Origin of the sequence: Peribacillus huizhouensis (genome assembly GCF_014138605.1) — a bacterium.
GTDB lineage: Bacteria > Bacillota > Bacilli > Bacillales > DSM-1321 > Peribacillus > Peribacillus huizhouensis.
The window spans coordinates 88,843-111,405 of sequence record NZ_JACJHX010000008.1 but is presented as its reverse complement, the minus strand read 5'-3'; the positions used below and the strand labels follow the sequence as shown (position 1 = coordinate 111,405).

At 45.4% G+C, this 22,563-nt stretch carries 30 protein-coding genes; all 30 read left to right on the top strand.

What is annotated here, in order from left to right; translation table 11 throughout:
- Positions 1-22: 22 nt before the first annotated feature.
- The 30 genes from HNP81_RS13615 (at position 23) to HNP81_RS13470 (ending at position 22,554) form a co-directional block, all read left to right on the top strand.
- On the top strand, positions 23-262 hold the full coding sequence (locus HNP81_RS13615) for a hypothetical protein (RefSeq protein WP_182502979.1): 240 nt from the start codon (positions 23-25) through the stop codon (positions 260-262).
- Positions 262-2,781 (top strand): right-handed parallel beta-helix repeat-containing protein, encoded by a 2,520-nt coding sequence (locus HNP81_RS13610; RefSeq protein ID WP_182502978.1) that lies wholly within the window; start codon positions 262-264, stop codon positions 2,779-2,781. Before HNP81_RS13615 ends, HNP81_RS13610 begins: the two co-directional genes overlap by 1 nt.
- A 128-nt stretch (positions 2,782-2,909) precedes the next feature.
- Complete coding sequence (locus HNP81_RS24315) at positions 2,910-3,494, top strand: acyltransferase (RefSeq protein WP_281384503.1); 585 nt, start codon at positions 2,910-2,912, stop codon at positions 3,492-3,494.
- A gap of 161 nt (positions 3,495-3,655) precedes the next feature.
- The gene (locus tag HNP81_RS13600) at positions 3,656-4,321 is read left to right on the top strand and encodes a phage scaffolding protein (RefSeq protein WP_182502977.1); all 666 of its coding nucleotides are present in this window, start codon (positions 3,656-3,658) and stop codon (positions 4,319-4,321) included.
- A 69-nt stretch (positions 4,322-4,390) separates the two neighbouring features.
- Positions 4,391-5,479 (top strand): SU10 major capsid protein, encoded by a 1,089-nt coding sequence (locus HNP81_RS13595; RefSeq protein ID WP_182502976.1) that lies wholly within the window; start codon positions 4,391-4,393, stop codon positions 5,477-5,479.
- Positions 5,480-5,535: 56 nt separating this feature from the next.
- Positions 5,536-5,748: a hypothetical protein gene (locus tag HNP81_RS13590; RefSeq protein WP_182502975.1), complete on the top strand. Its 213-nt coding sequence runs from the start codon at positions 5,536-5,538 to the stop codon at positions 5,746-5,748.
- Positions 5,749-5,760: 12 nt separating this feature from the next.
- Positions 5,761-6,129 carry a hypothetical protein gene (locus HNP81_RS13585; RefSeq protein WP_182502974.1) on the top strand — a complete coding sequence of 123 codons (369 nt, stop codon included), beginning with the start codon at positions 5,761-5,763 and terminating at the stop codon, positions 6,127-6,129.
- Positions 6,130-6,471 carry a hypothetical protein gene (locus HNP81_RS13580; RefSeq protein WP_182502973.1) on the top strand — a complete coding sequence of 114 codons (342 nt, stop codon included), beginning with the start codon at positions 6,130-6,132 and terminating at the stop codon, positions 6,469-6,471.
- Between the two features lie 12 nt (positions 6,472-6,483).
- The gene (locus HNP81_RS13575) at positions 6,484-6,894 is read left to right on the top strand and encodes a hypothetical protein (RefSeq protein WP_182502972.1); all 411 of its coding nucleotides are present in this window, start codon (positions 6,484-6,486) and stop codon (positions 6,892-6,894) included.
- A 1-nt stretch (position 6,895) separates the two neighbouring features.
- Entirely contained in the window at positions 6,896-7,363 is a 468-nt protein-coding gene (locus HNP81_RS13570; protein ID WP_182502971.1) for a hypothetical protein, read from the top strand.
- A 14-nt stretch (positions 7,364-7,377) separates the two neighbouring features.
- Positions 7,378-8,427: a phage tail sheath subtilisin-like domain-containing protein gene (locus tag HNP81_RS13565; protein WP_182502970.1), complete on the top strand. Its 1,050-nt coding sequence runs from the start codon at positions 7,378-7,380 to the stop codon at positions 8,425-8,427.
- A 29-nt stretch (positions 8,428-8,456) separates the two neighbouring features.
- Positions 8,457-8,879 (top strand): phage tail tube protein, encoded by a 423-nt coding sequence (locus tag HNP81_RS13560; RefSeq protein ID WP_182502969.1) that lies wholly within the window; start codon positions 8,457-8,459, stop codon positions 8,877-8,879.
- A gap of 59 nt (positions 8,880-8,938) precedes the next feature.
- Positions 8,939-9,331 carry a phage tail assembly chaperone gene (locus HNP81_RS13555; RefSeq protein ID WP_182502968.1) on the top strand — a complete coding sequence of 131 codons (393 nt, stop codon included), beginning with the start codon at positions 8,939-8,941 and terminating at the stop codon, positions 9,329-9,331.
- A 342-nt stretch (positions 9,332-9,673) separates the two neighbouring features.
- Positions 9,674-11,014, top strand: a complete 1,341-nt coding sequence (locus tag HNP81_RS24880) for a DUF723 domain-containing protein (RefSeq protein WP_182502967.1) — start codon at positions 9,674-9,676, stop codon at positions 11,012-11,014.
- A gap of 7 nt (positions 11,015-11,021) precedes the next feature.
- A complete protein-coding gene (locus tag HNP81_RS13545; RefSeq protein WP_182502966.1) occupies positions 11,022-12,689 on the top strand; it encodes a hypothetical protein in 1,668 nt (555 codons plus the stop codon).
- Positions 12,686-13,351, top strand: coding sequence for a LysM peptidoglycan-binding domain-containing protein (locus tag HNP81_RS13540; RefSeq protein ID WP_182502965.1), 666 nt, complete (start codon positions 12,686-12,688; stop codon positions 13,349-13,351). The genes HNP81_RS13545 and HNP81_RS13540 overlap by 4 nt, the downstream gene beginning before the upstream one ends.
- Positions 13,348-15,192, top strand: a complete 1,845-nt coding sequence (locus tag HNP81_RS13535; RefSeq protein ID WP_182502964.1) for a C40 family peptidase — start codon at positions 13,348-13,350, stop codon at positions 15,190-15,192. Before HNP81_RS13540 ends, HNP81_RS13535 begins: the two co-directional genes overlap by 4 nt.
- Complete coding sequence (locus HNP81_RS13530) at positions 15,192-15,476, top strand: hypothetical protein (protein WP_182502963.1); 285 nt, start codon at positions 15,192-15,194, stop codon at positions 15,474-15,476. The genes HNP81_RS13535 and HNP81_RS13530 overlap by 1 nt, the downstream gene beginning before the upstream one ends.
- 65 nt (positions 15,477-15,541) lie before the next feature.
- Entirely contained in the window at positions 15,542-15,901 is a 360-nt protein-coding gene (locus HNP81_RS13525) for a DUF2634 domain-containing protein (protein ID WP_312859680.1), read from the top strand.
- Positions 15,902-16,954 (top strand): baseplate J/gp47 family protein, encoded by a 1,053-nt coding sequence (locus tag HNP81_RS13520; RefSeq protein ID WP_182502961.1) that lies wholly within the window; start codon positions 15,902-15,904, stop codon positions 16,952-16,954.
- A gap of 5 nt (positions 16,955-16,959) precedes the next feature.
- Positions 16,960-17,493: a YmfQ family protein gene (locus HNP81_RS13515; RefSeq protein ID WP_182503072.1), complete on the top strand. Its 534-nt coding sequence runs from the start codon at positions 16,960-16,962 to the stop codon at positions 17,491-17,493.
- Between the two features lie 13 nt (positions 17,494-17,506).
- Positions 17,507-17,932: a phage tail protein gene (locus HNP81_RS23660; protein WP_246399349.1), complete on the top strand. Its 426-nt coding sequence runs from the start codon at positions 17,507-17,509 to the stop codon at positions 17,930-17,932.
- A gap of 8 nt (positions 17,933-17,940) precedes the next feature.
- Positions 17,941-18,540: a hypothetical protein gene (locus HNP81_RS13505; RefSeq protein WP_182502960.1), complete on the top strand. Its 600-nt coding sequence runs from the start codon at positions 17,941-17,943 to the stop codon at positions 18,538-18,540.
- An 11-nt stretch (positions 18,541-18,551) separates the two neighbouring features.
- Positions 18,552-18,923: a hypothetical protein gene (locus HNP81_RS13500; protein WP_182502959.1), complete on the top strand. Its 372-nt coding sequence runs from the start codon at positions 18,552-18,554 to the stop codon at positions 18,921-18,923.
- Positions 18,924-19,112: 189 nt separating this feature from the next.
- Positions 19,113-19,367, top strand: coding sequence for a hemolysin XhlA family protein (locus HNP81_RS13495; protein ID WP_182502958.1), 255 nt, complete (start codon positions 19,113-19,115; stop codon positions 19,365-19,367).
- A 96-nt stretch (positions 19,368-19,463) separates the two neighbouring features.
- On the top strand, positions 19,464-20,180 hold the full coding sequence (locus HNP81_RS13490; protein WP_182502957.1) for an N-acetylmuramoyl-L-alanine amidase: 717 nt from the start codon (positions 19,464-19,466) through the stop codon (positions 20,178-20,180).
- A 1-nt stretch (position 20,181) separates the two neighbouring features.
- The gene (locus HNP81_RS13485; protein WP_182502956.1) at positions 20,182-20,403 is read left to right on the top strand and encodes a phage holin; all 222 of its coding nucleotides are present in this window, start codon (positions 20,182-20,184) and stop codon (positions 20,401-20,403) included.
- A 51-nt stretch (positions 20,404-20,454) separates the two neighbouring features.
- Positions 20,455-20,883: a hypothetical protein gene (locus tag HNP81_RS13480; protein WP_182502955.1), complete on the top strand. Its 429-nt coding sequence runs from the start codon at positions 20,455-20,457 to the stop codon at positions 20,881-20,883.
- A 627-nt stretch (positions 20,884-21,510) separates the two neighbouring features.
- Positions 21,511-21,888 carry a glycosyltransferase gene (locus HNP81_RS13475; RefSeq protein ID WP_182502954.1) on the top strand — a complete coding sequence of 126 codons (378 nt, stop codon included), beginning with the start codon at positions 21,511-21,513 and terminating at the stop codon, positions 21,886-21,888.
- 15 nt (positions 21,889-21,903) lie between these two features.
- Complete coding sequence (locus tag HNP81_RS13470) at positions 21,904-22,554, top strand: M23 family metallopeptidase (protein WP_182502953.1); 651 nt, start codon at positions 21,904-21,906, stop codon at positions 22,552-22,554.
- Positions 22,555-22,563 lie beyond the last annotated feature (9 nt).

The following is a 22,563-nucleotide window of genomic DNA, read 5'->3' as shown; positions in this document are numbered from 1 at the left end:
ACGAGGCGGGGGAGGAATAAATATGAAACGTGCTTGTGATTTTTTTAATGGTACCGGTAATCTTTCGAAGAAATTCGTTAGCGAACGCGAGGAACTCGTAATAGTAAACGATGGTACTTCGGATTTGACCTTTAATGCGGGGCCGTACACGACATGGACGTTGAAGCCGGGTGAGGTGTTTGATGAGAGGATTGCAGAGTTTACTTATCTAAATATTACGGGCTCTGGAGCTTATCGAGGATATGTGAGGGATGACGTATAATGAGCGGATATAAATATGGTAATCAAGTTGGTGGAGGCGATAGCGGAGTTGATGCGGTAGCCAGGGCGCAGGTTGAAGAAACTAATAGACAGTTGGCCGAAACGGCGCAGGAAGTTGCATCTATAGCTTCTATTAAGTATGTTAGTTCTGTAGATGGTGACGATCTTAACAAAGGGACACTAAATAGCCCTTGGAAAACTATCCAATATGCGGTGGACACAGCCGAAGCAGGAGATACGATTTACGTAATGAATGGTACGTATAAAGAACGAGTGCTTATTCGAAAATCAGGTAAACCAGACAGACCAATAAAATTAGTAAACTATAAGGGACACTCTCCAATTATTGATGGAACCGGAATAACATGGTGGAGTAATTCGTGGCAAGGGCTAGTGAATATTGAGAATAGCAACAACTGGATATTTGAAGGTTTAAAACTCATCAACTCTTATGCAATGGGTTTTGGGCAAGATTGGACAGATGGAAAAGGTTCCTCGAATGTAATTATTCGTAACTGTTCGGTCACAGATGCAGGGGGATCAGGTATTTATTTTATAAATGCCGACAATATCTTAATAGACAATTGTGAGCTGAAACGTGTTTGTAAAAATTTAAGTCAAGAAGGGCTTTCATTAGTTAATGTGGATAACTTTGAAATAAAAGATTGTCGAGTTATCGATTGTTATAAAGAAGGAATTGATTTAAAAGACGGAACAAGAAATGGGATAATTCACGGATGCTATGTGGATAACCCTGTTCGGATTGGAATCTATGTGGATGCATTTTCTAGACACCAATACAATATAGAAGTATACAATAATACGGTTACAAATGTTCCAGAAGGCGTTGGGTTGTCAACTGGTGTAGAGTCTGGTGGAACACTAGAAGGTATTATATTTAGAAACAATATCGTTTATGATTCACTTAGAGGGTATAACATAGTTGCAAATAATAATGAAACGGGGTTGCCGTATAAAATCAGTGATATCGTTGTACGTAATAACGTGGCTTTTAATGTTAGCTTCACTGGCGTTCTTGTCTCAGTTAAGATAAAAAACTTAACTATTGAAAACAATATTCTTTTTTCAAATCAAACAAGTTCAGGCATACAGATACTCGACTTAGGCGTTACAGATATAAATGAGTTGGCTATTCGTAACAATTTCTTTAGAGACTACAACTTATCTAGGGCTGACTTACCTGTCGGAGTGGACTATAAAGTGCTCGCACAAGTAGCAGGCGCAGACAATGCCTACGACACTGTTTTCAAGGACGCTACTGGAGTTCTAACCGGAGAAAGAGATTTTAACCTAGCGCCAGCTTCCGCGGCTAAAGGAGCAGGACACAGAAGGATAGATATGGGGATATACGGGAAATATCCAGATGGGATGAGTGTTACAACCCAATTGGAATTAATCAAACAGGCTAGAGTCGTAACGGACGAAATAGCCTACAAACCGTACAACTATATCTATAATATCGATAATGGTCTTAGGAAATGGAGACTCGCAAAAGCTAGATTAGACTCCGGAGTACAAGAGATTATCAACGTATGTCTTGAAGGTGATAGCAATACTGAAGGTCAAGCTGGAGGCGCTGTTACTATCGATAACTACAAAAGAGGGTATGCAACCCTTTTGCGTAACCAGTTTACCACTAAATACGGGGACGTAGGCGAAGGGATGATAGCAAACCAATACCCATATACAGCCGCTGTTGGGAGATGGACGTATACTGGTACATGGCAAACCTTCGGAGGAAACGGTTTGACATACGGAAGTAGTGGTACGAAGATTGCAGTAGCCGCGGGCTCTACAGCTTCCTTTACTTTCAAAGGTACTGGCGTTGTTGTCTTGTTGGAAGGAAGCTGGTCTAGTGGGTCTGTCGATATAGCAGTCGATGGCGGTACAGCTCAAACACTTTCTACATCGAGAAGTTCGGACGGTGTGGTTATAGAGCATAGAGTAACTGGATTAGTAGATGGTACACATACAGTTGTGCTTACGACTAAATCAGCCAGCAAAGTCAGTTTGTTAGGTGCTTATGAGTTAAAAGGAAGTAAAGGCGTTCGAATCAATAACTTCGGAGTAAGCGGACTAAAAGTAGGATCTGTTGCAAAAGCTTTTAATTCAGAGGCATGCATTGGATATTGGACTCCGAAGCTAACGATTATCTCATTCTTGTCTAACGATTATAACACGCAAACAAGCCTTGACGCCTTCAAAGCAGACTGGCAAGCAGTAATCACAAAAGCTAAACAATACGGAGATGTATTGATTACAACAACAGGCGGTATTTTTAACGCAAACCATCCTATCCCTATGAACGACTATTATAATATTGTTCTCCAGCTTGCTAAGGACTATAATTGTGCACTTGTTGATATCAAGAAGCGTTGGGGAAGTACGTATAGCGTAGCTAATGCCGCAGGGTACTTGGTTGACGAGGTTCACCCTAAACCGGAAGGGCATCAAGATATTTTTAATGTATTATCAAAAGTATTATTAGAGGGAATGTAGCTCAATTGCATAGAAATAATTAAAAGTCAAATACTGTTGTCTTATTATGAGCAAATGAATCAATAATACTAGACTATATATTTAATATCCCTTATTCTATTAGTAAATAATAGAAACGGGGTAAATATATGGGAATCGAAGTGAATAAAGTATCAAAATTAATTAAATCTAAGTCATTAAGGGAATTGGTTGGAATATCAAAAAACGTATTTAGAGGATTCCTTGTGAAACGATCGTTCGACAAGTGCGGAAAGTTTTTTATGGCTTCCGGTAAGTTGAACATAAACAAAATGAATGGCTATATCGACATAGGTGATAAAGTATTAATGTATAAAGATTGTAAAGTAAGTGTTTGGGGAACAGATTTTAAGTCACACTTGAAAATAGGGAATAATACATCCATTGGCGATAGAACAGAAATACATTGTGGCAAAGAAATTACAATAGGAGATTACTGTAATATATCATGGGATGTAGTGATATTGGATAGAGATTATCACAAATTAAACACTCAAGAATACATTTATAAACCAGTCCATATAGGAGATAAGGTGTGGATAGGGTGTCGTTCAATAATTTTAAAAGGAGTTAGTATTGGAAGTGGAGCAGTGGTTGCGGCCGGGAGCGTTGTAACTAAAGACGTACCAGCTAATTCTGTTGTCGCTGGAAATCCGGCAAAGATCATAAAAGAGGATATCTACTGGCTTCCTTAAAGAATCAAGAATCTAACGCCATAGTAGGTGTAAACTGCGACATAAATAAAACGAAAGGCTTCGCAACTATGCGGGGCCTTTTTCTTATGCCTTACGAAATGGCGCTAAACTTTCGGCTGCACTAAATTAATGCGCGACGGCGGGTAAACGGGAGGTAACAAATGAGCGAAGAATTAAACGAAGTTGTAACGAATCAAAGCGAAGTAAACGAAACACCAGCGGCTGAAACGCCGGAAGTAAAGAAGTTTTCCCAGGCCGAGCTCGACAAAATCGTAGCGGAACGCGTTACTCGCGAAAAGAAGAAGCTCGAAAAGTTTGCGGACTATGACGATTTGAAAACGAAATTGACTACGTTCGAGCAGGCGGAAAAAGAACGTCAAGAAGCGGAGATGACCGAACTCGAAAAGCTACAAGCGCAACTAGCGGAAAAGGATACGAAAGAGCAGACGCTGGCTCAGCAGTTAGCCGAATTAGAGAAGGCGGTACAGAACGAAAAAATCCGCAACGAATTTATTAAGGTTGCTACGAGTCAAAATATCGCATTCCTAGACGACGCATTCAGTCTTGCGGACTTAACGGCCGTAACAGTCGAGGACGGAAAAGTGGTCGGAATGGATGTCGCGATACAGACACTCGTTGACAATAAACCGTTTCTATTATCGAAGCCAAAGCCGAAACCAATCGGTGAGAGTTCGAATGGGAACGTAGACCGCGCAGATAAAACAGCCGAGCAATTACTTAAAGAGGCGGCTGAAAAAGCGAAGCAAAGCGGTCGGATCGAAGACAAGATGGCTTACGCACAATTGAAATCAGAATTAAGTAAGTAGTAATGGCGTGGTCAAATGGCCCGTCTTTTTTAATACCAAAAATTATAAAAATCAGGGGGAATCACTTACATGTCTAAAATTTATGATGCTAGTCTTATAGGTAAAAAACAATCGGTAGTCGACGAAATCCTTTTACTTAATCAACACCAAACGCCACTAATCAATATGCTAGGTTTCGCAACGCCAGTTACGCAAACTACGCACCAATGGTTCGAGGATGAAATGTTCAACGACGAATCTACGGTCGCAGGCGCCAAGCTTGTTTCCGATACAACAGTCGTAGTTGCTGACGCAGAACCATTCCGCGTAGGTCACGTCATTAAAATTGGCGAAGAGTTGTTATTAGTTACTGCGGTTAATGCCGGGACTAAAACGCTAACTGTTGCGCGAGGTTACGCTGGAACTACTGCAGCCGCAATAGCTGACGGTGCAAAAGTCGAAGTACAATTCGTAGAAGGCGTGGAAGGTAGCGACGCACGTTCCGCACGATACAAAGCACGTAAGCCAGTATCGAATAAAACGCAAATCTTCGATGACTCTGTTGAAATTTCCGGTACTGCACAAGCGGTTCAGCAATACGGAATCGGCGATCTTTACGAGTACGAGAAGCAAAAGAAACAAGTTGAGCTTGCGTTGTCATTAGAAAAAGCGCTAATCAACGGCGTTCAATATGAGAACGGGCAAATCCGCCAAATGAAAGGTGTTCGTCAGTTTATTCAAACTAACGTCACTAACGTAGCTGGTGCGATTTCACTCGACGCTATTACGAACTTAGGTCAATCAATCTACGAAGCTGGCGGATTCGCTACTGGCGGAGACTACAAAGTAATCGTAGGTGCGAAACAAAAACGTAAATTATCCGCGCTTGATACGAACAAAGTACAAATCGGCCGTGGCGAAAATTCTCGTGGTGAAGTAGTCGACAAGTTAATTAATGACTTCGGCGAATTCGAAATCGCGTTGAACAATAACCTGGCTGCTGACGAATTACTTTTCGTTGATGCTAACCGTATGGCTATCCGCCCGTTAGTAGGTCGCGACTTCTTCCATAAATACATGGGCGAAAAAGGAGACTACACTGTTGGTACTATTGTCGGAGAATATACGCTTGAATTCCAACAAGAGAAAGCGCACGGACGATTGAAAGGTCTTAACTAAACGTAACTAACTGCCCGTAGGTTTCTGCGGGCTTTCTTTTTTAGGTGGTGAAGTATATGGCGGAATTTAAATCGCAGTATCAGACATTAGGATTTTACGTAGATGGCGAATTTAAGAAGTTTATTGGCGGACGTTACGTAACAGATGACGAAGCCACGATCGAAGTATTAACGCAAATTACGGACGCCACGCGCGTCGACGAACCAGCGGAGGAAACGCCGAAGCCGACTAAACCGAAAGCTCCTGCGAAGAAAGCCTCCGGAAAATAGGGAGGAGATTTTATGTCGTGGAACTTAACGGAGGCAACCGAGTACATTCGGCTGAACACGCTTGATAACGAAGACTTTATTGACGCTGACGATACACGCAAGACAGCCGTACTAAACGTAAGCAAACGAGAGCTAACGCGGAAATTCAACGGATGCACAATACCGGATGAAGCCGTATATATTTTCGCAGCGGTTCTGGCAAGCGCGTTTAATGATACGAATAAGATGCAGCAGCAAGGCGTGGCGGGCTTCGCGGTCAAAGGCGTCAGCTTTACGTTTAAGGATTGGGCGAAAAAGCCGGTCGAGTCGATGATTCCGCCGGAAGTTTACGTGATGGTCGGAGCACCAACGGGACGAACCATAAAATGGACGGTGCTGTAAATGGCGATAATTCCGTTAAAACAGACCGTAACTATTCGCAGGCCTGGCGTGCAGAATGAGTGGGGCGAAAGCACGGCGACAACTTTTACGCTCAAATGCCGATTCGAAGACAGTAATAAACTAACACGGCGAACAACGTATCAAAGCGGTTTCCCTGCGATAATGGCCGAAGAGGTCGTGACCGTGGCGCAAATTACATTCGATAAGTTCGCAGATGTTCGCCTTAACGACGAAATTTTATACACGGACGAATCCGGAATGCAACGGCTTTACCTGCCACTGAATATCGAAAGAATACGCGGACTTAACGGTAAACCGTTGCTGACCGTCGTTAGCGTGTAAGGGGGCGAAAACATGGCGAGAAGTTTCGAAATAGATATGCGACCACTGAAGCGGCTAATAGCGCAATCGCCGGGGGCTGCGGGACGCGGTGCCAAGCGTGGGCTGGACGATGTTAAAGACGATTGGGTTCGAGGGGCACGTGATATTGCGCCGTTAGATACCTCAAATCTACGCCGACAAATAAGCGGAAAAGCAGCCGGCGGGCTAAATGGTAGTGTCATCGTTACAGCTAACGCAACAGCAAAGACGGGCGACAGGCGATTTAATTACGGCTACTACATTCACGAACAGGATGCTGGCGGAAAGCAGTTACGTACGCCTGGAACCGTTAAGAAATTCCTTGATAAATCGGCGGACGAGGCGAAGTGGAAGCGATTGATCGAGGATGAGATGAAAGCGGAATTACGGAGATCGGGGTGGTAGAATGGCGGACATTAAAAACGAGATACAGAGCTTACGCGATTTCGTGGCTCCGATGATGCCGACGGTTGCGTTTAAATTGCAATTTATGCCGACTGAATTTAGAGCGGAAGACTTAATAATTCAGTACAAAGGCGGGGTGAGCGAAACAGAAACCGGCTACCATTACCGCCACGATCGCACATATCAGTTCGTCTATATCGGAATAAGCGAGTTAGACTGCCTCACCAAAGCGCAACCCCTCGAACGTCTATTTAATAACGAAATGGTAATTCCGCTAAAAGGAACGACTCGGTACTTACGTATCGAGTCTTTTTCGTTGTCCGAACCGTTTAAAACGGAGTCGGGCGTGTTCGCGATTATCGGCATGTTAGAAGTTAATTTGCGGGAGGCTCGCGGTCAGATTACGTATCCGAAAGTCGAACATGTCGGTGTAACAACGCCGCAATTAACGATTGAAATTAAGAAATAAAGGAGGACGATTAAATGGCAATTACGCAATGGGACCCGTTAAATCCGCCAATTAGACCGGGCTTATATACGAATTTCGTCGAAGCTGCCATCGCGCAAATTAGCGGAGGCGTGCGAGGTATCGTAGCAATTCCGTTAAAGACGTATTCCGGCGGGTCGGCGACAGCTAAAACATTCTACACCGTCGAAAAAGAGGCGGAGGCAGTCGCGCTATTTGGTTCGGCAAATATTACTTCGATTAAATTAGCGCTACGAGGCGGGGCGAAAGAGGTACTCGTATATACGATGCCAGCATCACCAGTAACGGCGGACTACGTTGATATGCGCAATGCATACGAAGCAAGGCCGTTTAATGTTTTCGTATTCGACGGAGAACCTAGCGCGACTGAGCGAACAAATACGTTGGCTTGGCTTCAAACAAACCGCAATGAACGCAAGCATTTCACTTTCGTAACGGGCGGAACTTCTGCGGAAGATGCTACGCCAGCGACCGGAAATACTCGTTCGATTGCGCTGAAGGACGACTACGTTGTAAACCTCATCACTGGCGTAACAATCGACGGTACGGAATATTCAAGCGGGCAATACGCGGCTTTTATTGCGGGGCTTGTCGCAGGAACGCCGATCAACCGGTCGATTACATTTACGCAAGTGGCAGTCGACGATGTGACGAAACGCCTACGAAATAGCGAAGTTGTGACGGCGCTAGAAGCAGGCTCGATGGTTCTCGTCAATGACGGCGAAAAGGTGAAGATCGAGCAAGGCTTGACGACGAATAAAACGAAGATTCGCTCGATTAGTGCTCGCCAGCAAATCGCCACGGACATCGAAAAGACGGCGCGCGACAACTATATCGGCAAACTCGACAACAACGAAGACGGGCAGATGGCGCTAATTAACGCGATTAAAGCGTACCTCGAAACGATGGAAGTAAACAACGTGCTAACGGACCTTTCGGTGGGTCTCGATCCGCAAAGACCTAGCATTGGCGATAGCGTATTCCTTGCGATTGGTTACCGCGAAATTGATTCGATGGAACGTATTTTCTTAACAATTAACGTTTGATAAACGAATAAGGGACGGAGGTATAACGTATGACATTAGATTCTACGAAAACGCTCAACGGTAGTTTCGGGAAAATGTATTCGGCAGATGGCGAATGGTTAACTAACGTCCAGTCAGCAGAAGCGCAAGGTGAGATTACGAAGGAAGAAGTACATCGGGCCGGTACGCGTGTAACTGGACATAAAGTAACCGGAATTACGTATTCGGGAGCTATGACAGGTTATAAAGTTACGACGAAGTTGGCGAAACAGATTGCGCAAGTGGCGAACGATTCGAAAGGGTCGTTTGTGACGGAGCTTGTAATGAAGCTCGACGATCCTGAGAGCGCAGATAAAGCGTGGGTCCGATTAAAAGGAGTACAGTTCGATTCAATTCCGATTCTGAAGTACGAAATGAAGTCGCTAGTTATGGAAGAGACGCCATTTACGTTCTCAGGATTCGAGTATCTATAAAACGGGAGGGCTTTTGCTCTCCTTTTACTTACGAAACTAAAACGAAGGAGTGACGGAATATGAGCGAGGTATTACACGCTTTTTTATCATACGATTCAGAACCAACGAAGGAAGTCTATATTAAGAGGTTTGGCGTTAATTTCAAAATTAAGGCGATCACTAACGACGAGTATTACGAAATACGTGAGCAAGCGTCCTACACAACGGGGAAAGGTAGCAGTCAGACCACTACAATTAATGACTCAGAGCTTGATGCGTTATTGGTCGCTACCGGTGTGACTGATCCGGATTTTTCCGATACGCAAGTCATTAAAAAGTTTGGCGCGAAGGACGCACAGGATGCGGTTTCGAAATCGCTATACGTAGGAGAACTTAAAACTCTTCAAGAAGCTATTCTACGTCTATCCGGATTTGATGATGGCGAGGAAGAAATCGAAGAAGCAAAAAACTAATAAAGTCGGAGCGGGAGGCGTATTTCTTGCATGTGCTATTTCGCGATAAAAACATCCCGCCCGACGAGGTTTACAACAAGCCTAAGCGCATACGTAATTTTATGTATGCTTCGCTATTGGTGGCGGAGGAAGAGTTAGAAGAATCGAAGAAAAAATAGCGTAAACTGCGCGAATTTGTTAGTTCATGCCTATTGTATAGTGGGTGCGCGGAAATCCGAACTCACGCGGCTTATATAGTAGGGTGAATTTTAAAAACGCCCTTTAATACGTCGGTCGCTCGATATAGCGGCTGAATTAATCCGTTTTAACGAAAGTCTGACGAAACTAAGGGGAGGAATTACGGTGGCGGTACGTAAAACAAACGAGGAATTTATAAAAGAGGTATCGGAAATACTTGGCGAAGGCTATGAAGTACTAACTGAGTATGTCAGCGCTAAAACAAAAGTAAGAATTAAGCATTCTTGCGGTAATATCTACGAGGCTACTCCCGATAAGATTAAAAGTAGAGGACAGAAATGCCCTGAATGTTACAACGCCGCAAAGACTCGCGTTAAAAACCACGAAGTTGTATTTTTAAAATCTTTCGCCGATTTATCGAAAGGTGAGTATGAACTTCGTTCACAGTACGAAGGGATGTTCAAGTCAATTGACATAAAACACATAGTTTGCGGTCACGAATATAAAGTTAGACCCAGTAACTTTGTAAACGGTAAACGTTGTCCAAAATGTGCGTTAATAGCAGGGGGCATTAAGAGGAGAAAATCTCGCGAGGATTTCGCACTAGAAATTAAGGAGAAATTTAACGGAAATATTTTAGTTGTAACTAAGTATGTAGATAGTTTAACGAATACCGAATTTAGATGCCAAAAGCACGGCTTTAATTTCTTTACTAAACCATATACGATAATAAACGCGAAATACGCTTGTCCTAAATGTGCGCAAGGCGTAGTCGATTCGGGGTCATATAAACGTGAGGTTGTAGAAAATACTAATGGAGAATATCTCGTTTTATCTAATTATAATAACTCAAACGAACACGTAACATATCTGCACGTAGTTTGCGGAGAAAGGTTTGATAAGTTGCCCTATGACTTCAATACTAGAGAAGTACCTTGTACCGCCTGCTCATTTAAGAAACGTGTAGAATCACAAACAAAACCACATGGTATTTTTGTCGAACAGATTGAGGAAAAGTACTCTGGTAGCATAGCGATAGTAAGCGAGTATGTAGGCGCGTTTAAACTAATCACAGCTAAGTGTACTGATTGTGGAACAGAGTTCTCTAGGAGTGCTACTTCCTTATTGCGGGGCATTAAATGTCCATCTTGCGGGGCTAATACTACTCACGGAGAAAGTAGGGTTGAAGATTATCTAAAATCTAAAGATATAAAGTTTCACAAGCAATATAAGTTTGACGATTGTAGACATATCAAACCCCTCCCCTTTGACTTCTGTGTGTTAAATGGTGACAGCAATATTAAATGTTTGATTGAGTTCGACGGTGAACAGCATTTTAAACCGATTAAATTCTTTGGAGGGCACGAAGCTTTCCGAAAGAGAAAAGTGTTAGATGAAATAAAAACGACGTATTGTTTAAGAAAAGGTATTAAACTCGTAAGGATACCATACTACGAGTTTGATAACATTGAGAATATTTTAGAACAAGAGGTGTCGGGATTGTGACGCCTTTTTGTTTTGCAGAAAGGAGGACGACTATATCGCATTCGATTTGCGTGCTATCTTAAGGCTCGATTCTGCGAATTTTAATAGAGGGTTGGATCGCGCAACTCGCGCGATGGAGCGAGCTAACCGCCAAGCAGGTCTTTGGCGTGATAGCCAAGGGCGCTTACGTAACTCGCTAGGACAATATGCGTCACAAGCAGGAAGCGCGTCACGTGCTACCGACTCGTTTAGTAGAGGTCTAGGCAACGCGGGAAGAAGTATTGGCTCTGCGATAACGAGTCTTGGAGGGTTAGCATCGGCTATTGGCGGTGTTTATTTGGCATATGAAGCGGCGAGAGGAGCAGCCAAGGTATTCGAGGCTACCGTGGGTGCAGCTGCTAAATTCGAAAATTCCGAAGTAATGATTGGCGCACTTTTTAACGACAGTAAACTAGCCAAGCAATATACGGATATGGTTGATTCATACGCAATAGATTCACCAATTATGAACTCACAAGATATGTACGGGAATTCTAAATCATTCATTACAATGACGAAGGATATTAGACAGTTGGAAAAAGCTTGGTCGCTTGCTGAACGTATGGCAGCCATAGATCCTTATCAAGGCGTAGAAGGAGCAGTTTTTGCCCTGCGTGAGATATTTTCGGGCAGTGCAATCAGTATGGTTAGAAGGTTCGAATTTCCTCTAAAGGTTATGAATGCGATTAAAGACCTCCCGCTTGAACAGCAGCTTGTCGAACTCGATAAGTATTTCAATAAAATTGGGATGACTACGAAGATGATAGACAAAGCGGGCGAAACGACAATCGGGGTATTCAACCGTGTTAAAGAGTCTCTTGCAAAAGAATTAAGAAAGATGGGGGAGCCCTCACTTGCGGTTGTCACAGACTTTTTAAATAACATACTCGGCAAACTGGAAAACGGCGAGCTTGACCGTTTTGCTAACGTAGGCGCCCGTTGGATTAAGGCCATTCTAACCGGTCTTACGAACGGGGTATTGCGAATCTACGAATGGTTTACCGCACTCACCGCCTCGGAAGAATTTAAGGAGCAGACAACCGTTTACGGAAAAGTGGACTTTATCATATCGGATATTTACGCGCGATTCATTAAATGGCTTGATTCGGAAGGTTCAGCGAAAATACAAGCAGCGAGCGAAGTCTTAGTCCAAACGTTGGCGGCCGCAATTGACGCTTCTATGCCTGCTATTCTGCCGGTCGCAGTTAAAATCGGAGGGGCAATCGGGCAAGGGGTCATGGACGGATTTAATGCCGCCGTAAAGGACTCGTTTATCATGTCAGCGCTAGGGAGCCCGGATGACAGCGCAAGATGGGCGAAGAAAAAGGCAACAGAAACCGTCGGCGGATTTTTCTTAAGGCGGTGGCTAAAAAACAATAAGACTTCCGAGGATAATTCGAACTCCGCACCGAAATCAAAAGGATCACGTAATGGTGGGGCAAACCGAGTCCATTCCGATGGGTTATATCGACTACACAAGGACGAGGCGGTACTTCCTCGAGGTGAAGCTGCGGACTACCGTGCCGGAAAAAGCGGAGGTAATACGTACCAGTTTAACGTAACTCTAAACGGTTCGGGCTCGACTGAAAAAGATGCGGAGAAACTATTCGAGCTATTCGTGAAAAAAGTAGAACGTGCAGGAGGTGCGGGCGCATGACCGTAGAATTTTGGCTAGTTAACGGAAAAACCAGGCTGCGCCTGCCGGTCAATCCCGAATCTAATTCGTACGTTTCTCCGTTCTCATTTACAGACACGGAGGTAGAAGGTCTTGGAGAAATAACGACGATAGGTAGACGCGGCTTGCGTGAGTTTACTATTTCAACTTTTTGGCCTCGCGATTATAATCCGACTTATTGCAGTTATTCGACGTTCACTACGCCGCAACGTTTTATAAATTATATCGAGAACTGGCGAAATGGGCGTAAGCCGATTCAGCTTATTATTACGGGCGAAGGCGGTGTCAATATTTCAGCAACGATTCGTGAGTTCGATGTTGAAGCGGAAAGAGGTGGTTCACCTGGTGACGTTTATTTTACGCTAGTACTAAAAGAGTGGCGCGAGCTAAAAGTGACGAAGGTTGACACGTCAAAGCCTGCGAAAAAGCCAACTACATCCGCAAGTCGTCCGTCTGCCGCAAAGCCTGCGAAAGTAACCTCGTATACTGTTAAGGCGAACGATAGCTTGTGGAAAATCGCCAAACGACCCGAAATCTACGGTGATGGCGATCAGTGGCGTCGTATATATAACGCCAACGTGAAAGTAATTGGTAAGAATCCTAACAGCATCAAGGCGGGCCAAAAGTTGGTGATTCCGCGATGAGTATTGGCGTTACTTATTACGTAGGAAGTGAAGTTTACTATTTGACGCCACTAGTTACCTCGGTCACATGGTCGGGAGATACTACGACGGCAAGTCGCCAAGTAGAAGTTTCGCTAATTAACACATTAGATGGCGAGGCCAAGGCTGTTAGCGTAACTGTCGGAAACTCCGTACGCGTTTATAAGGACGACCGCGAGATTTTCCGCGGAGTCATATTCGAAACGGATGTACGTAGCGACGGAACCTTCTCGTTCACGGCACACGACTATAACTATTACCTCACGAAGAATACGGACACAATGAAATTCACTAATCAGAAAGCCTCGCAAATTATTGCGTCGATTTGTAAGAAGTACGGAATTGCTTATGGCACAATTGAGGACACCGGCTACGTCATTCCCCAGCTTATTCTGCGAGATAAAACGATATACGATATGATTACGATAGCCTTGACGGAGACTCGAAAGAAGACCGGAAAGGTTTTTTTGCTGACTAACGAAGTTGGAAAACTTGTTCTCCGCGAGCGCAAATCGCAAGTTGTTCGTTTGATTATATCGGATAGCACTAACTTGATTAATGCAAATTACACGGAGTCAATTGAAGATTTACGCAACTCTGTCCGGATCACAGGAAAGGCGGGAGAGGATTCGTCAGGAGTAACGGTAGGTAACGATGCGTCGATTAAAAGATACGGACTCATGCGTGAAAAAAGGCATGAAAGCGAAATGACCGACGCACAGCTTACGCCCGTTGCTAATGCGTTGCTTGCCGAGCTCAATAAGGTTACGAAGGAATCTGACGTTGAAGCGCTTGGAGATACGTCCGTTTTCGCAGGTAAATCCGTTCAAGTTTACGAAAGAATGACGGGCATTAGCGGTGGCTTTTACGTCATAACCGATTCCCATACGTTCGATGCGAGCGGAATGCACACGATGTCACTAAAAGTATCGCACGTTCTCGAGCTTAACGAAATCGAGTATGAGGCGCCGGAAGAAGAAGAGGCCAGCAGTACTACGATAGACGGCAAGAAAATCGACGGTATTGTGTACGAAACCGGCTATATTGCGACGGCTTATGCGCCAGCGCTTGGCGGTATAAACGGCAGTGGCACCGGTCTTACGGCTAGTAGTACGAAAGTCGATGAAGGGCGCACGATTGCCGTTGACCCTACGAAAATACCTTTAGGATCTGTTGTCGCTGTATACGTAGCAAATGCGAAGGAATATTCCGGTCTATACCTTGCGGAAGATACGGGCGGGGCCATTAAAGGTAAGAAAATCGACATTGCGGTCGTACCTAGCAACGCGAAGGCTTTCGGAGTTAAGAACGTGCAAGTATCGATCCTTGAACGCGGAAGTGGCCGTGCTGATGCGCGAAATAAAGCGGGCAGGTGGAGCGAATTCGAAAATAAGTGGACGAAAGAGTTGGCGGGTGGCTCGGACAGTTTCTCTGGCGGAAGTGACGTCCGGTCTAATGTCGTCAAACTTGCGAACAGCTACAAAGGGAAACTGAAATACAATTTCGGCGGAAAGAACATCGCTGGAGGTAGCGGGGACTGCTCAGGCTTTACGCAATATGTTTACTCAAAAGCGGCAGGCATGGATATTGGGCACGGAACCTCTACGCAAGTTACGAAAGGTAGATTAATTCCGCAACCGCAAGCGCAGGCCGGCGACTTAGTTTTCTTTAAAGGTACGTATCGGGCAGGCGTATCTCACGTCGGAATAGTTACGCGGTCTGGCTATTGCGTAAGCCTTGCTTCGTCCGGATGTAAAGAACACAGCTATTTGACAGGCTACTGGGGCAACCATTTTATGCAAGTAAGGCGGGTGTTTGATTAATGGATAAACGAATAAAGATCGAAGGTTCGTTTGATTCCCGTATGATTCAGTTAATGCGTAAGTACGGACATAACCGTGAGATGAAAATCGAGGTGGCGACCGTGCTAACGCCAGCACCGAATCTCACTTTACGAATGCCTTCCGATGGGCTTCAGCTGGAACGTGAGGAGCTAATCCTTACAGCAACGGCGGCTTCTCGAAATCTCGCGTCAGGGGATAGCGTAATTGTGATCGCTGACGAGGATTCGCAAATGTATTTCGTTATGGATAAGGCGGTGATCTAATGGCATTAATTCCCGAAAACTTTACGGAAGTGTTAGATAGCGCAGTTTCTTCGCTAGAGCAAGCGGTGGAGCCGTCGAAAACGTGGTCAATTGACTTCGAAAACGGATCAATCGGAGGCTTTATCGATAATGAAACTGCGCTAATCCAGTTTGCCCGAAAAGCCATAATGACTGAGAGGACTAAGTACGCTATCTACTCGGACAATTATGGGTGTGAGCTTCACGGTTTAATCGGAGATGATGTTACGCCTGCTTTACTGGATGCGGAAATTCCTCGATTGATTTACGAAACCTTAGCATATGATGACCGCATTTCCGACGTAGTAGATATCGAGTATACAAGGGAAGGTGACGCACTGTTCGTAAGTTGCCGCATAATTCCTACACAGAGCGACGCAGATTTCGTATTGGAGGTGACTATGTAGATGGCATTTGAAGATAAAACAGCCGAACTACTTCATGCTGCGATGTTAGTTAGCGTAGATGACTCGTTAGATAAGCGGGAAGGCTCGGTGGTACACGACATGACATATCCTGCGGCAATCGAGTTAGCGCATGCTTATGTCGAATTGGATTCCGTTCTCGGCTTAGGTTTCGCGGAGACTACGGAGGGCATATATTTGGATTTACGCGCAGGTGAATTCGGCGTAGCCCGTAAGCAGGAACTAAAAGCGCAAGGTTCCGTAACTCTTACCGGACCTGCAGATATGCTTGTTCCTTCGGGTACACGAGTTCAAACAGCGCAGGACGTGTTTTTCGAGACACTGGCAGACGTGTTACTTTCGGGCGGAACAGCGACTGTTGAAGCGGAAGCTGAACTAGGCGGAGTTGGAGGTAATGTTGCAGCGGGCACTATTAGCGCACTGGCACCGGGCCCTCTTTACGGGGTTGTCACGGTTACTAATTCGCAGGCTTTTTCCGGGGGAGTGGACACCGAGGATGACCATTCGTTGCTACAGCGTTTAAAGGATCGAGTGCAACGGCCGTCCACAAGCGGTAACGCCAATCATTATCGTCAATGGGCGTTAGAGGTTTCGGGCGTGGGCGACGTAAAAGTATATCCGGTTTGGAATGGAGGCAATACGGTCAAGGTGGTCTTGCTTAGTACGAGCAGAAGGGCGCCGGACCAAGTGGTCATCGACGCGGCGACCGCAAACATCGAAAGTAATCGGCCGGTCGGCCCTATTGTTACCGTAGTAGGGGCGAGCGAATTAGCTATTAATGTTTCCGCCACTCTTACGCTAGAGGATGGCGCTGACTTAGAAGACGTGTCCGCCCAGTTTTCGGAAGCACTCGCGAACTACCTAAGCTCAATCGCGTTCACTGACGACCTCATCCGGTATACGCGAATCGCCAATTTATTACTCGACATCCCGACGGTAATTGACTACGAGAATATGCTAGTTAACGGGGGCGCGGCGAACATCCATTTGACGGACGTCCAAGTTGGCGTAGCAGGGGCGGTGGCATTTACGTGAGAGAAATGAGCGATTATTTGCCGAAGTATTACGAAGATATTCGCGAGGTCAACGCAATTATTAAAGCGGAGTCAGAAGCGTTCGAGCAGTTCAACGAAGATGCGGCCGATGTTCTTGCGCAATTTTACATCGATACTGCAACGTGGGGGCTCGCGTTTTGGGAGTGGCTTTGCGGAATACCTGTCAACGAAAGTAAGCCGATTAACCAACGCCGAGAATTGCTGAGGTCGAAGCTTCGCGGAATCGGTACGGTCACGGTAGGAATGATTAAGAACGTGGCGGAATCTTACGCGAACGGCGAGGTTGAGATTATCGAGGATTCGCCTAACTACACGATAACGGTAAAGTTCGTCGGGAAGCTCGGCGTGCCCGCAAACCTCGCTGACATTCAGCAGGCGTTGCGCGATATTATTCCGGCACATCTAATCGTGGGGTTTGAGTTTACTTACGTGACTTATAACCAATTAAGGGAAAAATATGTAAACTACGATGCACTTAAAGCGAGCGGACTGACTTACGCAGAATTACTTATAACATAAAGGAGGACGAGAAATGACTACGTCAAAATTAGGATTACCGATCGTAACTGGCAATATGTCCACGGACGTGGTTCGCGATGTGAATGCGCTGGCTAACGCGGTAGATGCGAAGGTGGGCGTGGCTGGAGGGTTGGCGACGCTTGATGCAAACGGTAAGGTGATCGGTGTAGATACTAGCGCGCTTGCGACAAAGGCGGAGGTTTCGGCGCATAAGACTGAAGTAGCAACCTTAGCAGATAAAGGTCATGTTCAGTTGTCCAACGCCACGAATAGTGCAGATGAATCAATGGCGGCAACTCCGAAAGCAGTAAAGGCAGCATATGATTTAGCTAACGGAAAACAGGCTGCTTTACCAGTGGAAAATCGAAGAAAAATTACATTCGGCACTGCTGATCCTACAGGCGGAGTAGATGGCGACATTTACTTTCAATACGAGTAGGTGATAGTATGGCGAAAAACACATGGTTTAAAACGGCGGGGACATGGAAAAAAGCCGTTAATGTTTGGCAAAATATTAACGGCGTATGGAAACAAAGAGTAATTCCTAAAGGTAATATAAGTGGCGTTTGGAAAGATTTTATCCAATACATTATTAATCTATATATCAACGGAATTTCAAACGTATCTTGGGGACTGTATAAATCTCGAACACAAACAATTGCAAGTATTGCTTATTCCGAGCAAACTCTTAATTTCAATTTCAGATGTGATTCTGATGGAGCTGGGTCATCAAGAAGTTTTGCTATGTACACTCCTGAAATGTACGATTTAACAAGTGCATCTAAAGTAACGGTCGAATTTGCAGAGATACGTTTAGGCACATCAACACAGAATAATCCACTATATTTAATCGTCAGCACACAACAAACAGGACTTGCTACTGTTTATAATGCAAGAACCAGCTATTTTAAAACTGGAGTATCTTCAAACATAACTCTCGAATTAGATGTGTCTAGTTTAAGTGGAGATTTTTATATTAGATTAAACGCTACAAATACAGATGTGAATGATAATTATGCCCACATTAGAAAAATTACAATCGAATAGGGGGATGACGAATGGTTTATCTGGAATACGAAATACACTCTAAGCAAGTTGTTGAGATTCATAGTACGGTACCTGTTTTAAAAGGAGGATACGACTACGCTATATCTACAATCTTCGAAGTTGGTGACGAATTTGCGAATACGATATTCATTAATTTAGTTGATGAATATAAGAACTCGCTTTCACATTCTGCAATTCGGAATAATCCTAACGCTAAACGGTTACTGCAAGAAAATGTAACGTTGAAAGAGGATGTAGAAGAAGTGGCAATAGTAGCGGCTTATACATTAGAGGATGCTACAGCAATTGCGGAAACATTAGCATTAGCATTAACGGAAATCGAAATACTGAAGTCTGAAATTGCTACTTTGAAAGGGGAATAATTCATGGTTACTTTATGGTATACGAAAGTAAAGCTCGGACTAAGTGATATTAGTGAGGTACCGGATCGCTATTTAGAGCAAGTAAACGCTAAATTAGCTGCGGATAATGCATAACAGGAAGATTAAACGACACAACTAGCGTCCACCTTGGGCGCCTTTTTCGATTTCACCGAAAGGAGGGCGAAGCACATGGCGGAACCAATCTCGCGCGACATCGCAGAATTACGCGAATGGCTCGTGCGTATTGATACGAAAGTCGACTATCTGAATGAAGTTAAGCACACGGCGGAACAGGCGAAAACTATCGCAGACGAGGCGAAGCAAATCGGACTAGATAACCGCGAAGATATACGTGACATGAAGGCGAATTCGAAGTGGATTTGGGGCGTAATGCTGACGGTGGTTGGACTAATTGTGACGGTGGCGATTGCGGTTTTCAAATAGGCAGTCGGCAAGCCGTGCTTACGCCTAGACAACGAAAATCACGGCGCCGACCTTAACGGTATTATAGCACATAATTATCCGAAAGGGGAATGCGAAATGATTGTAGAAGTTGTAATTTCGAGTGGACACTCACTTTACGTTCGGGGTGCCTGTGGAATAATTGACGAGGTGGTCGAGGCGCGGCGGGTTGCTTCGAAAGTTGCCGAATTGCTTGGCGCCACCGAATACCATGATAATACTTCCCGCACACAGACCGCAAATATAAACGGAATCGTGGCGTTTCACAACAAGCAGGCGCGCGACCTGGACGTCTCCGTTCACTTTAACGCGGCAAGCGCTACGGACGCAGCGAGGGGCGTCGAAGTCCTTTATTATTCCGACGGGACCAAAGCGTTAGCGGCGAAAGTTTCTGCGGCTATTGCGAAGGCTGGCGGGCTAAAAGATCGAGGAGCAAAGAAGCGGACCGACCTCGGCTTCCTTAAACGGACGAATAAGCCCGCCATACTTATCGAGGTGTGCTTCGTAGATAGTAAGGCGGATGTCACTGCGTACAAGAATAATTTCGAGGCAATCTGCGAGGCAATCGCGGAATCAATCAGCGGTAAGAAAGCGAAGGGAGTAGTTGTCGCAGCGCAGGTAGTTGCGCAAGTAAAGACGCAGGCAAAACCGCAAATCGCAAGTGTTTACGCGAGAGAGGCGCAAGAATGGGTTATTGCGCAGGGCATTTCTGACGGCAGTGACCCGTTCGAAAACGTGACGCGTCAACAAGTATGGGCGATGCTACATCGAATGGCTACGAAGGGGGCGAAGTAAGATGGCGGAAAGAACGCGAAATATTTCGGCAGGCACGGTGACGAGGTTCGTACTGTTGGCGCTGGCTCTCATTAATACTGCGCTAAACATGGCGGGCGTGCAGACGATACCTGTCGACGAAGAAGGCGTGGCGACGTTCATTAACTTGGCGTTCCTCGGCGGGGCGTCACTGTGGGCATATTGGAAGAATAACGATGTGACCCGAAAGGCTCGGAGTAAATAACGAAAGTCGCCGGAGGGCTTGCGGTACTAATACGCAGGCGCTTGCGTACATATGGTATATGCGGTAAAATTAGGTAACAATTTTGAACGGAGTGATTTCGCCATGAAAATAAAGGTCCCGTTTATGGTAATTGCGATGCTAGTAATTATCGGTGTAGTTTCGGTATGGAGCGATGATAAAACAGCGCCGATGTCTGCATCCGGATTGACAGACGAAGAACGCTCGGCGCATGATGGCGAAATACTCGCCGAAGAAGTAGCGAGCGGCAGCGTTGTTTCTATCGAAGTAGACTATTCGAACGATGCTATTATCGTAAGGCTCAGAGTTCCGAGCAGTAAGCAGTATGTCGCGGAAACTGCGAAAGATTTAGAAGCCTCCGTTAAAGCGGCACTAAAAGAACGCAAGGGCGACCTCACGCTCGAAAAGGATTCATATTTCATCTATATTTACGGAAGCGATAAACGTTTGATTAATTACTAGCCTCGACCTATGCGGACATCTTCCGTACGGTTGGGGCACTTTTTTTTGTGCCTTTTTTCGCCAGGACACGCAATAATCCGCAAACCTCCGCATATGCTTACTCGTAAGCGCAAGCGCGATAAGCTTCCTACGCCACTTACGTATACCCTTCCGTACAACCCCGAACGACCTATTTCCGCAACTTTTTCGAATAAATTTCCGTAGTACATGCAAGTTTTGTCGAGGCCCACCGTAGTATTAAATTAGGCGATGGTTATTAACCAGTGCGCAACTACGAAAGGTGGCGGTCACATGGTCGAGAACAAACCGAAGACGCCGAAGGATATTCGACGACGTCCAGTTGCATTTAATTATAACGATCCGCACCAGCGGAAGATTTACGAATACTCGCTACAATTTACGAACTTTTCCGCATATATAAAAATGCTGATTCAGCGCGATATGGATACGGACGCCCTCGATTAATGGGGCGAATTTTTTAGCCGACAAGTACGTTAACTAACGTACCTATAAGCGCACCAGCAGTGACGCCAAGCAAAATAAACATGGGCGGATAACTCCTTTCGCGGGATTTACGATTAGTATGCGCACGCTATAACGAAAGTATACGGAAAAGGGGCGGGCAAAATGGCGAGATTACAAACGTTGGATTTCAACGACTTTATGCGCGGGAAGCTCACGAAGAAATCAACGGCAAGCATTACGGCAAGGCTAGAAAAGGCGGACTTATCCGTGCTAAAATTCGTCGCGATTGGAGGAGGGCTATTCCTTGCAATGGCGCCAAAGCAAGCGCTAGCGGCATCGGCTGACGCAACCTTCGGCAACGTATGGTCAGCGGTCATGAATATTGTTGATTGGATTGTGGTTGGCGTATTCATATTCGCAGGTGTTTCGTGGATGTTCGGGCACCGCGGCAAGGCGCTCGAATTAATCATCGGTGGCTCGGCGGGCTATACGCTTGCAAGACATGCGATAGATGTGCGCGACTTTTTGAAAACGTTGTGAAAGGAGGGCGGCAGTATGAAATTTCGTATTACAAGTCCTTACGGAGAATTATCGGAAGTGCGCGGACATGTGCATCGCGGCATTGATTTCGCCATGCCCGAAGGTACCACGCTACGGACGATTACTGACGGGACTGTCGAAAGGGTTATGAACTTCGGCGGAAAAAACCTCGGCAAAGGCGTTGAGATTCTTAACCAGGACGGGACTACTTCGATTTACGGCCATATGAGCAATGTTAGCGTAAAGGTTGGCGATAAGCTTCACGCCGGCGACGTAATCGGTTTGAGCGGAAATACGGGCCACTCGACGGGTCCGCATCTACACTACGCTATGAAAGACGGAGCTGGCGCGTGGATTGATCCGTCTCCTGTTGCGGAACAAGTGTCGGCGGTCAGCGGAGGTGGCGGAAATTGGTTCCTCGAACAGTATAACAATTTCGCGGACTGGGTCATCGGAAAGCAAGTCGAAGTTATCGTTAATCCATTCGTCGATATGCTTCACGATGGTCTAAACGCAATAACCGCAACCATGCCGGAAATAGGTGGATTTCTTACGATTGCAGTGGGCGTTTTGATTATGGTTACAGGCAGGGCGGGCAAGTGGCTCGGCTGGTGGAGCGTCTGCATGACGGGCGTTATCGTGTGGATTATCAACGCAAATTCGTAGGAGGTGGGC

Coding starts and splice junctions, on each gene's coding strand:
- HNP81_RS13615 (WP_182502979.1), top strand. CDS start 23: ATGAAACGTGCTTGTGATTTTTTTAATGGTACCGGTAATCTTTCGAAG.
- HNP81_RS13610 (WP_182502978.1), top strand. CDS start 262: ATGAGCGGATATAAATATGGTAATCAAGTTGGTGGAGGCGATAGCGGA.
- HNP81_RS24315 (WP_281384503.1), top strand. CDS start 2,910: ATGGGAATCGAAGTGAATAAAGTATCAAAATTAATTAAATCTAAGTCA.
- HNP81_RS13600 (WP_182502977.1), top strand. CDS start 3,656: ATGAGCGAAGAATTAAACGAAGTTGTAACGAATCAAAGCGAAGTAAAC.
- HNP81_RS13595 (WP_182502976.1), top strand. CDS start 4,391: ATGTCTAAAATTTATGATGCTAGTCTTATAGGTAAAAAACAATCGGTA.
- HNP81_RS13590 (WP_182502975.1), top strand. CDS start 5,536: ATGGCGGAATTTAAATCGCAGTATCAGACATTAGGATTTTACGTAGAT.
- HNP81_RS13585 (WP_182502974.1), top strand. CDS start 5,761: ATGTCGTGGAACTTAACGGAGGCAACCGAGTACATTCGGCTGAACACG.
- HNP81_RS13580 (WP_182502973.1), top strand. CDS start 6,130: ATGGCGATAATTCCGTTAAAACAGACCGTAACTATTCGCAGGCCTGGC.
- HNP81_RS13575 (WP_182502972.1), top strand. CDS start 6,484: ATGGCGAGAAGTTTCGAAATAGATATGCGACCACTGAAGCGGCTAATA.
- HNP81_RS13570 (WP_182502971.1), top strand. CDS start 6,896: ATGGCGGACATTAAAAACGAGATACAGAGCTTACGCGATTTCGTGGCT.
- HNP81_RS13565 (WP_182502970.1), top strand. CDS start 7,378: ATGGCAATTACGCAATGGGACCCGTTAAATCCGCCAATTAGACCGGGC.
- HNP81_RS13560 (WP_182502969.1), top strand. CDS start 8,457: ATGACATTAGATTCTACGAAAACGCTCAACGGTAGTTTCGGGAAAATG.
- HNP81_RS13555 (WP_182502968.1), top strand. CDS start 8,939: ATGAGCGAGGTATTACACGCTTTTTTATCATACGATTCAGAACCAACG.
- HNP81_RS13540 (WP_182502965.1), top strand. CDS start 12,686: ATGACCGTAGAATTTTGGCTAGTTAACGGAAAAACCAGGCTGCGCCTG.
- HNP81_RS13535 (WP_182502964.1), top strand. CDS start 13,348: ATGAGTATTGGCGTTACTTATTACGTAGGAAGTGAAGTTTACTATTTG.
- HNP81_RS13530 (WP_182502963.1), top strand. CDS start 15,192: ATGGATAAACGAATAAAGATCGAAGGTTCGTTTGATTCCCGTATGATT.
- HNP81_RS13520 (WP_182502961.1), top strand. CDS start 15,902: ATGGCATTTGAAGATAAAACAGCCGAACTACTTCATGCTGCGATGTTA.
- HNP81_RS13515 (WP_182503072.1), top strand. CDS start 16,960: ATGAGCGATTATTTGCCGAAGTATTACGAAGATATTCGCGAGGTCAAC.
- HNP81_RS23660 (WP_246399349.1), top strand. CDS start 17,507: ATGACTACGTCAAAATTAGGATTACCGATCGTAACTGGCAATATGTCC.
- HNP81_RS13505 (WP_182502960.1), top strand. CDS start 17,941: ATGGCGAAAAACACATGGTTTAAAACGGCGGGGACATGGAAAAAAGCC.
- HNP81_RS13500 (WP_182502959.1), top strand. CDS start 18,552: ATGGTTTATCTGGAATACGAAATACACTCTAAGCAAGTTGTTGAGATT.
- HNP81_RS13495 (WP_182502958.1), top strand. CDS start 19,113: ATGGCGGAACCAATCTCGCGCGACATCGCAGAATTACGCGAATGGCTC.
- HNP81_RS13490 (WP_182502957.1), top strand. CDS start 19,464: ATGATTGTAGAAGTTGTAATTTCGAGTGGACACTCACTTTACGTTCGG.
- HNP81_RS13485 (WP_182502956.1), top strand. CDS start 20,182: ATGGCGGAAAGAACGCGAAATATTTCGGCAGGCACGGTGACGAGGTTC.
- HNP81_RS13480 (WP_182502955.1), top strand. CDS start 20,455: ATGGTATATGCGGTAAAATTAGGTAACAATTTTGAACGGAGTGATTTC.
- HNP81_RS13475 (WP_182502954.1), top strand. CDS start 21,511: ATGGCGAGATTACAAACGTTGGATTTCAACGACTTTATGCGCGGGAAG.
- HNP81_RS13470 (WP_182502953.1), top strand. CDS start 21,904: ATGAAATTTCGTATTACAAGTCCTTACGGAGAATTATCGGAAGTGCGC.